The sequence below is a fragment of the Microcystis sp. LE19-41.2A genome, assembly GCF_027530405.1.
Lineage (GTDB): Bacteria > Cyanobacteriota > Cyanobacteriia > Cyanobacteriales > Microcystaceae > Microcystis > Microcystis aeruginosa.
The window spans coordinates 1-8762 of record NZ_JAPZQJ010000666.1 but is presented as its reverse complement, the minus strand read 5'-3'; the positions used below and the strand labels follow the sequence as shown (position 1 = coordinate 8762).

Annotated in this window: 9 protein-coding genes and 1 pseudogene; 7 read left to right on the top strand and 3 right to left on the bottom strand. The window is 44.3% G+C overall.

The annotated features are described in order from the left end of the window. From O9290_RS27440 to O9290_RS27430, 3 genes and pseudogenes are all read left to right on the top strand, one after another. Positions 1-132, top strand: a pseudogene (locus tag O9290_RS27440) (IS630-like element ISMae24 family transposase); the annotation flags it as partial. Between the two features lie 551 nt (positions 133-683). Further along, complete coding sequence (gene ahr, locus O9290_RS27435; RefSeq protein ID WP_002758768.1) at positions 684-1688, top strand: NADPH-dependent aldehyde reductase Ahr; 1005 nt, start codon at positions 684-686, stop codon at positions 1686-1688. A 28-nt stretch (positions 1689-1716) separates the two neighbouring features. After that, complete coding sequence (locus O9290_RS27430) at positions 1717-2493, top strand: Uma2 family endonuclease (RefSeq protein WP_288054671.1); 777 nt, start codon at positions 1717-1719, stop codon at positions 2491-2493. A gap of 125 nt (positions 2494-2618) precedes the next feature. Here O9290_RS27430 and gifA read toward each other — a convergent pair whose 3' ends face one another. The 3 genes from gifA to O9290_RS27415 form a co-directional block, all read right to left on the bottom strand. Next, a complete protein-coding gene (gifA, locus tag O9290_RS27425) occupies positions 2619-2819 on the bottom strand; it encodes a glutamine synthetase inactivation factor IF7A (RefSeq protein ID WP_288087736.1) in 201 nt (66 codons plus the stop codon). A 295-nt stretch (positions 2820-3114) separates the two neighbouring features. Then, on the bottom strand, positions 3115-3702 hold the full coding sequence (locus tag O9290_RS27420) for a hypothetical protein (RefSeq protein WP_288057142.1): 588 nt from the start codon (positions 3700-3702) through the stop codon (positions 3115-3117). 375 nt (positions 3703-4077) lie between these two features. Beyond that, positions 4078-4203 carry a transposase gene (locus O9290_RS27415; RefSeq protein ID WP_223210322.1) on the bottom strand — a complete coding sequence of 42 codons (126 nt, stop codon included), beginning with the start codon at positions 4201-4203 and terminating at the stop codon, positions 4078-4080. 16 nt (positions 4204-4219) lie between these two features. On the opposite strand from O9290_RS27415, the gene O9290_RS27410 reads away from it, so the two are divergent. The 4 genes from O9290_RS27410 to O9290_RS27395 form a co-directional block, all read left to right on the top strand. Then, a complete protein-coding gene (locus tag O9290_RS27410; RefSeq protein WP_288057140.1) occupies positions 4220-5788 on the top strand; it encodes an NAD(P)H-hydrate dehydratase in 1569 nt (522 codons plus the stop codon). 302 nt (positions 5789-6090) lie between these two features. Beyond that, positions 6091-7896: an aspartate kinase gene (locus O9290_RS27405; protein ID WP_288056362.1), complete on the top strand. Its 1806-nt coding sequence runs from the start codon at positions 6091-6093 to the stop codon at positions 7894-7896. A gap of 107 nt (positions 7897-8003) precedes the next feature. Continuing rightward, positions 8004-8396 carry a hypothetical protein gene (locus tag O9290_RS27400; RefSeq protein WP_288056359.1) on the top strand — a complete coding sequence of 131 codons (393 nt, stop codon included), beginning with the start codon at positions 8004-8006 and terminating at the stop codon, positions 8394-8396. A gap of 60 nt (positions 8397-8456) precedes the next feature. Then, positions 8457-8762, top strand: a 306-nt coding sequence (locus O9290_RS27395) for an NB-ARC domain-containing protein (RefSeq protein ID WP_288087738.1), incomplete at its 3' end; no start/stop codon positions are given.

Below are 8762 nucleotides of genomic sequence, written 5' to 3'. Positions count from 1 at the left end.
GAAATATTATGGAGATTTTTAAAATATGAATGGATTGAATTTAGCGCCTATAAAGACCGAAAGAGCCTCCTCGCTTACGTTAAAAAAGTGCTGGACAATTTTGGAGGCGAGTATGTAATTAATTTTGCCTAGGTACTTAGTTAATAGGATACAATCGTTTACAAAAATTATCCCCCAATTAGAAACGGGCTTTTTACCTCGTCTAATCTTGCCCCGGTTGAAAGCTGGTAGTTTTCCTCCGAGGCTAACAAAACTTGTTGGTAAAGTCCGCAAGCCTGCCCAGATCGGTTTGTTGGACCATATATCAAGAGTAACCTAAAACCAGTAATTTTGCTGATGCCTCTGCTGCCTATTCTTTGTAGCATCAAAAAATCACGCTTGGGACTATTTGGCGATCGCTAGTAGGATCAAATCCGTTTTTAATACTATGATTAACTGCCAATGCAACTTTAAAAACCCGCCCCCTTCTCCCCACTCTTCTATACCTTTTAAACAGGATTGAGGACAAGCCATAATCATACTAAATCCTTTGAGTATAGGCTACATATCAGGACAGGCAAAAGGCAAGAGGCAAAAGGCAAAAGGCAAAAGAGAGAATAGATAATCAGTTTTTAATAACTGGATTTAGTATCAGAGCAATTTAGGATAAGATAACCAATAAACCCATTCTAGAGGACTTAATCATGATTAGAGCCTATGCTGCCCGAGAAAAAGGGGGAAAACTAGAGCCTTTTGACTACGATCCGGGTATATTAGGGGATGAAGATGTGGAAATCGCGGTGGAATATTGCGGCATCTGCCACAGTGACCTAAGTATGCTCGATAACGATTGGGGACTGACCACCTATCCCTTTGTCCCCGGTCATGAAGTGGTCGGTACGATCGCCGCTCTCGGTGCTAAAGTCAAAGAATTAAAGATAGGGCAAAGAGTCGGTCTTGGTTGGTTTTCCCGTTCCTGTTCGACCTGTGAAACTTGTATGTCAGGGGATCAAAACCTTTGTGCTACTGCCGAAGGAACTATCGTCGGTCGCCATGGCGGTTTTGCTGAAAAAGTCCGGGCCCATCATAGTTGGTTAGTTCCCCTGGGGAACCAGTTAGATGCGGCCAAAGCTGGCCCGCTTTTTTGTGGTGGTATAACCGTCTTTAATCCCATTGTCCAATTTGATATTAAACCCACGGCGCGAGTTGGTGTCATTGGTATTGGTGGATTGGGCCATATAGCCTTAAAATTCCTCAAAGCTTGGGGCTGCGAAGTAACCGCTTTTTCCAGTAGTCCCGACAAAGAAACAGAAGCAAAAGAATTAGGCGCGACTCATTTTATCAATTCCAGAGACCCCGAAGCTTTGCAATCGGTACAAAATTACTTTGATTTCATCATCTCTACCGTTAACGTTAATCTCGATTGGGGTCTTTATATCGCCTGTTTACGTCCCAAAGGTCGTCTGCATATTGTTGGGGCTGTTCTTGAACCCATGAATACCTATGCTTTTCCCTTGATTATGGGTCAAAAATCGATTTCTGGCAGTCCTTTGGGTAGTCCCAGTACCATCAATAAAATGATCGAATTTGCCTCTCGCCATGGCATTGAACCGGTGACAGAAACCTATCCTATCTCCCAGGTGAATGAAGCCATGGAAAAATTGCGAACCGGACAACCTAAATATCGCCTCGTCTTGCAAATAAAATAAAACCATCTCTATCCCGGACGTAACCCCGATGACTCAACCCCTCACTCCTCCAGTTATCGATTGGCAAGAACCACCCATTCCCCCAGAAGACTTGATTTTTGATGATGGAGAACCTTTGGAAACGCACCGTCACCGCAAGGCTATGAATGTCTTAATCGATTCTATCGAACAAGCCTATCAGGATCGAGAAGACTTTTTCGTTGGCGGTAATATGTTTATTTACTTTAGCCGTGAGCGGGTTTTTAATCAAGATTTTCGTGGCCCCGATTTTTTCGTTGTCCTCGATATCGATGGTAGTTATAAACGACAAGGATGGGTGGTTTGGAACGAAAACGGACGTTATCCCGATGTGATCGTGGAATTAATGTCAGAAAGCACCGCAAAAATCGATTTAACTACCAAAAAAGACCTGTATGAGCGGACTTTTCGCTGTTCCCAATACTTCGTTTATAATCCCTTTGATGCCACTTCCCTGCAAGGTTGGGCTTTAGACCAAAATCAATGCTATCAAGAAATTATTCCCGACCACTGCGGTTGGTTATGGTGTCAACGTTTGGGATTATGGTTAGGAGTCTGGATGGGCAGCATCCAGCGAGAAGAAGCCCCTTGGCTACGTTTTTATGACCTAGACGGCAATTTAATCCTTCTACCCGCGGAATTAGCCGAAATCGAACGTCAGAACGCTGAAATCGAACGTCAACGCGCCCAGGCAGCCTATCAACAGGCTGAAAGCGAACGTCAACGTGCGGAACGTTTAGCGGCGCAATTACGGCAATTAGGCATAAATCCCGATGAAACCCCGTAATCGGCCCAGGACTGACCCCTATCTCTAAAAACCGAAAGCCCACACCTTCCGATCTCGGTTTGTGTGGGCTGATTGTTCACTTAATTCTAAGATTGAAAGCTGATACTTTGGCGAAATCTCAGACCCTAACTCAGAGTAGCACCAGAGCGATCGTAAGTTTGTGAAGAGAAGTCGGCCGAGAAGCGACGTTGAACGGTTTCTCCGTAGCCATTGTCATTGTCAATGCCGATTTCAGAAGCACTTCTCCCTAACATCGATTGTTGACGATTTTTGACGGCGTGGTGGTGACGCATCATTAAGGCGCGAGCTTGTTGTTCTGTGGACATAATCATTTCCTCCGAGCTGCAAATAGTGTTTCGAACTTTTTTAATCACCCACTAATATATATAACATACAATTCTGTATCTATTTTTACAAAACGCCCTAATCCCAGAAAAATTAACAAAACTTTACAATAGGAGGCAGAAGGCAGAAGGCAGAAGGCAGAAGGCAGAAGGCAGAAGGCAGAAGGCAGAAGGCAGCTTTATTCTCCCCACACCCCACACCCTACACCCCACACCCTACACCCCACACCCCACACCCCACACCCCACACCCCCACACCCCAAGACATCAATCGCCCTCAGACCTTAATCGAACTAGGTTCATCGACGGCGGCGATAATGCGATGACAACCGGAAAAGGGTTGCGCCCATTGATACTGGTGTTCTAAAGGATTACCCCAACAGAGACCGAGATATAATTCTGTGCGCGCCACGTCTAATTCCGCCCATTCGGACTGGGCGACTAATTCGGCTAGAGAATCGGCAGAAATGGGACGACGGGAGTTAAGCGCCCACCAAAAATTCATATTAGGGGTGATACTGTTCCAAAACTCTAAAACCGAGGCTTTGGCAGCCATGAGAATTTCCTTGTCACCCTCCACGGCAACTAATTGATTATGAATTTCGGGATAACGGAGAGTGCGATCGCCCCATTGACAAACACGCCAGATAATGCCCGAAACCTGATATTGTTGTTGATAATCGTGAACTTGACGGCGAAAATCCTGATAGGCGAAGACTTTGCCCGCCTTTTCTAGATTGATCGCCTTGGCAATCACCGGATTATCAATGCGCTCCGCCGGGGAGAGTAACAGACGTTCCCCTTTGCAAGTGGCGTGCATTTCTCGCTCGAGGATTTCAATTAACTGCTGTGTCGAGTAAGCCATACTACCGCTCTTACCTGAGAGAGGATTTCTTTTTATGATAAAATAATTTAGTAATTAGGGTTGGCTGAATAAATCTAAAAACCTTGTTGGATAAGACTTTTAGACTTTTTTGTCCTCAAAAAGTGCCAGCTGAGAGTGATCGGGGCGAAAATTCTGGGACTTTTTCCCTGAAAATTAGGTAATTGACCGTCTGAAAATGGGTAAAACCCTACACCCCACACCCCACACCCGGCCCCCACGAAAAACTTTTTGCCGCAAACCCTAATTAAGCGACTAAGCTAAGACGCATCTTAACCGCCTATCCTTAGATTAGCTGAATTTCCCCCAATTCCTTTACTATTGCCTCTTGCCTCTTGCCCCGTCTCAACAAGCAATTTAAATGCTTGACAGCTTACTAACTGTTTTAAGGTTAGCAATTAACTTGGATAAAGCGATGTCAGGCTTGTAATCGATAATCAGGTGAACGTAATCCGAAAAAAAGTGATCTAGACCTGTTAACAGGCAATTTATCCCTCGAATGAGCTACAATTATCGGTCCAACGTGGTTAATAGCGAGCAGATGCGTCGCATTGAAGGGGCAATTTTTGCCTCTGGTATGCCTGTGGCCGCTTTGATGGAAAAGGCAGCCCTGTTAACGGCACAACAGCTTAAAAAGTCCTATTCTTTGGCTAATTTTCCCAAAATCGGTGTTATCGTTGGCCCTGGTCACAATGGCGGCGACGCTCTCGTGATTGCTAGGGAATTACATCTCGCTGGTTATCAAGTATCTCTTTTTTGTCCGATCGCCAAACTCAAGGATTTAACAGCACAACAGGCTAATTATGTCAAGCATTTAGGCTTAATTTTTCAGGAAACTTTAGAATCTTTAGAGGATTGTCAGTTAATTATCGATGGTCTTTTCGGTTTTGGTTTAGAAAGGACTTTATTGGGAGATATTGCCGAATTAGTCGATAAAATTAATAGTTGGCAAAAACCGATAATTAGTATCGATATTGCTTCGGGAATTCACACCGACACCGGAGAGGTTTTAGGCACGGCAATTAAAGCCACTCATACCTTTTGTTTGGGACTCTGGAAGCGAGCTTTTTTACAAGATTTGGCCTTACCTTATCTAGGTAAAGTGGAGTTAATTGACATAGGAATTAGTCCCCTTGACCTAGAAACAATTCTACAAGATTCACCGCCAATTCTGAGGGTTAATCCCGATCTAATTCGCCCTTATTTACCTTTACCCCGTCCTCTCCTTACCCATAAATATCAGCAGGGACATTTATTAATTATCTGTGGTTCTCGTCGTTATGCGGGGGGGGCAATTCTCGCCGGATTAGGAGCGCGAGGTAGTGGTGTGGGAATGCTTTCTATTGCTGTTCCTGCTGCCCTTAAATCTTTATTAATTAGTCATTTACCAGAAGCATTAATTATCGATTGTCCCGAAACTGCCACGGGAGCTATTGCCGAACTTCCCCTAGAATTAAATAATTATCATGTCCTCGCCTGTGGTCCTGGATTAACCACAGAAAATCCTGCTATTATCGAACAGGTTTTAGATAGTGATAAACCGATTATACTCGATGCCGATGCTTTAAATATTTTGGCTCAACTGGGTATAAAAAAATTATCATCTCGTCAGAATAAGACAATTTTAACGCCTCATTGGGGAGAATTTAAACGCTTATTTCCTAACTTATCAGGTTCTCAAGATAGGATTAATATCACTCAAGAAGCATCTCAACAAAGTGGTGCAATTGTCTTATTAAAAGGAGCCAGAACTATAATCGCCTCCCCGGAAGGTAAAATGTATATAATCCCCGAAAGTACCTCCGCTTTAGCGCGAGGTGGTAGTGGTGATGTCTTAACGGGATTAATCGGCGGATTCTTAACCCAAATGCCGGATAATGCCCCGGAAGCAACCGCATTAGCGGCTTATTTACACGCTCAAGCTGGCATTTTAGCAGCCAAAGAAAGGACAGAATTAGGAGTAGATGGAGTAACTTTAGCTAATTATTTATTTGCTGCCCTTAAAGATTCGATCCCCCCTGCCCCCCTTGATAAGGGGGGTGCCGATAGGCGGGGGGATCAGAATTGATAATTATTACTGTATCTAACATTAAAATATCTTTCATAATACCCACCAAACCTAAGAGAGCCAAAATATTATTAATAGCATAAATGTACTGTATTTAAACTGCCTATTGACATTTTAGTACAAATGCTCGGACTGCCTCAACCTAGCTCCGGCGCTCCCTTCTCCGGTGCAGTCTTAAGGATTAATTCAGATAGTCGGCATTTGATAAAACATAAGGAATGTTAACCAAAACCACTTATCGTTAAGGAATTTTGATAAGTTGGAGATTGAACAAAGATAGAAAGTCTCTAGCGCTGACAACTATGGCTGTAATTGTCCAAAAATACGGTGGTACATCGGTAGGTTCCGTGGAACGCATTCAATCGGTCGCTCAACGGGTCAAAAATACGGTAATAGCAGGAAATACCGTGGTGGTGGTCGTTTCTGCCATGGGTAAAACCACCGATGGATTGGTCAATTTAGCCAAACAAATCGCCGCCGAACCCTCGCGCCGGGAGATGGATATGTTATTATCCACGGGGGAACAGGTAACAATCGCCTTGATGAGTATGGCCCTAGAGGAAATCGGACAACCGGCCATCTCCCTAACCGGCGCTCAAGTGGGAATTGTCACGGAATCCGAACATAGTCGCGCCCGCATCTTAGAAATTAAAACCGATCGCCTTTCCCGTCATCTATCGGAAGGTAAAGTAGTTGTGGTCGCCGGTTTTCAAGGTGTCAGCGATAGTGATCAACTAGAGATTACCACCCTAGGGCGCGGTGGTTCCGATACCTCGGCCGTGGCCCTAGCAGCCGCCTTAAAAGCCGATTTTTGCGAAATTTACACCGATGTACCCGGTATTCTCACCACTGACCCCCGTTTAGTCCCCGAAGCGCGTCTTTTAGACCAAATCACCTGCGATGAGATGCTCGAATTAGCCAGTTTAGGGGCGAAAGTTCTCCACCCGCGAGCGGTGGAAATCGCTAAAAACTTCGGGGTTCCCTTGGTTGTCCGCTCCAGTTGGACAGAGGATCCGGGTACTTGGGTGACATCCCCGGCACCGAAACCGCGCACCCTGCAAGGATTGGAATTGACAAAAGCAGTGGATGCGGTGGAATTTGAGGGCAATCAGGCGAAAATCTCCCTTTTACGGGTTCCTGACCGTCCCGGTATCGCTGCCCGTTTATTCGGGGAAATCGCTCATCAACAGGTGGACGTGGATTTAATTATTCAATCGATTCACGAGGGGGACAGCAACGATATCGCCTTTACGGTGATGGGAAATGCCTTGAAAAAAGCCCAATCCGTGGCCGAAGCGATCGCACCGGTTTTACGTTCCCATCCGACTAATACAGAGGAAGCGGAAGTGATTATCGAATCCGGGGCCGCTAAAATCGCCATTACCGGCGCGGGTATGATCGGCCGACCGGGAATTGCTGCCCAAATATTTAGCACTTTGGCCGCAGCGGCAATTAATATCGAAATGATCTCCACTTCTGAAGTAAAAGTCAGTTGTGTCATCGATGAAGCGGACGGAGAAAAAGCAATTAAAGTCCTTTGTGATGCTTTTCAAGTGGAGTATTCTGCTAAAGTTGCTAATCGCGAAATCCCTAAAAATTTAGTCCCAGTCAGGGGAGTGGCCCTAGATAATAATCAGGCACAAATGGCCATTCGTAACGTCCCCGATCGCCCGGGGATGGCGGCGAGAATTTTCTCGGTTTTAGCGGCAAAAAATGTCAGTGTTGATATGATTATTCAATCCCAACGCTGTCGCATTGTCGATGGTATTCCCCGACGGGATATCGCTTTTACTTTGCCCCAAGCTGATGCTAATTTAGCCCAAAAAATCCTCTTAGAACTATCGGAAAGTTTGGGTTTACAGGAAGTGGTGGTTAATAATGATGTGGCCAAAGTGAGCATTGTTGGTTCAGGAATGGAAGGACAACCGGGGGTAGCAGCACGCTTTTTTGAAGCTTTAGCAAAGGAGAAAATTAATATTTTGATGATTGCTACTTCTGATATAAAAATCAGTTGTGTGGTGAATCAGGAAGATGGAGTCAGGGCCCTACAAGTGGTTCATGCCGCTTTTGGATTAGCCGGACAGGGTAAAATTGAAGTACCCGCCTAAATGAAATTACAAGTTCTATGATGGGGGTAAGAGTTGTTTAATTGTTGGCAACTTAACCCCCCAAAAACCAGATAAATAAGTTAACCCTCATCACCCCGATTTTATCTATGGAACCGATAACAGTGGCGACAATTGTTGCTTTGGTATTTCAGACTACTGTAGAAAAATTTACCGAAGCTGCTCTAGAAAAAATTAATACTTTGCGGCAAATCATCTGGAATAAACTTAAAGCTAATCCTAAGGCTGAAAAAGCTTTACAAGCTGCTGAAAAAGGGTCAAAAACTGATCTAGAAAAAGTAGCAGATTATTTAAAGGTTGCCATGAATGATGAAGCAGATTTCGCCGAAAAAGTCAAGGGTTTAGCAACAGAAATTCAATCCTTGAAAATTCAGGATAATAGTAGTATGAACCAGGCTAATTCGGGAGGTCAAAATTTACAGAATCAGGGTGAGATTCGTGAAGTTTATCAAGCAGAAACTATAAACATCAATAAAATCTGACTGCAGCCGCCTGTTCAGGAACAGGTTAAACAACATCCTCACAATTTATCTAATAGTAATATCCCTAGATTTGTTGGTAGGGATCAGGAATTAATTGACTTAAAAAAGCAATTACAACAATCCCAAAAGCTTGCTATATCTACCTTAACGGGAATGGGAGGCATAGGTAAAACCGAACTAGCCAGACAGTTTGGCTGGCAACAATGGCGGGAAAAAGCCTATCCGGGGGGTATATGTTGGTTAAATGTGGCAGAAAGTGACGGCGGTTTTATCGGTACTTCTATTTTAGATTTTGCGCGGGTACATCTCAAATTAACTTTACCGGATGAGGGAGAATTAGACGTAAAAATTCGTTATTGTTGGCAA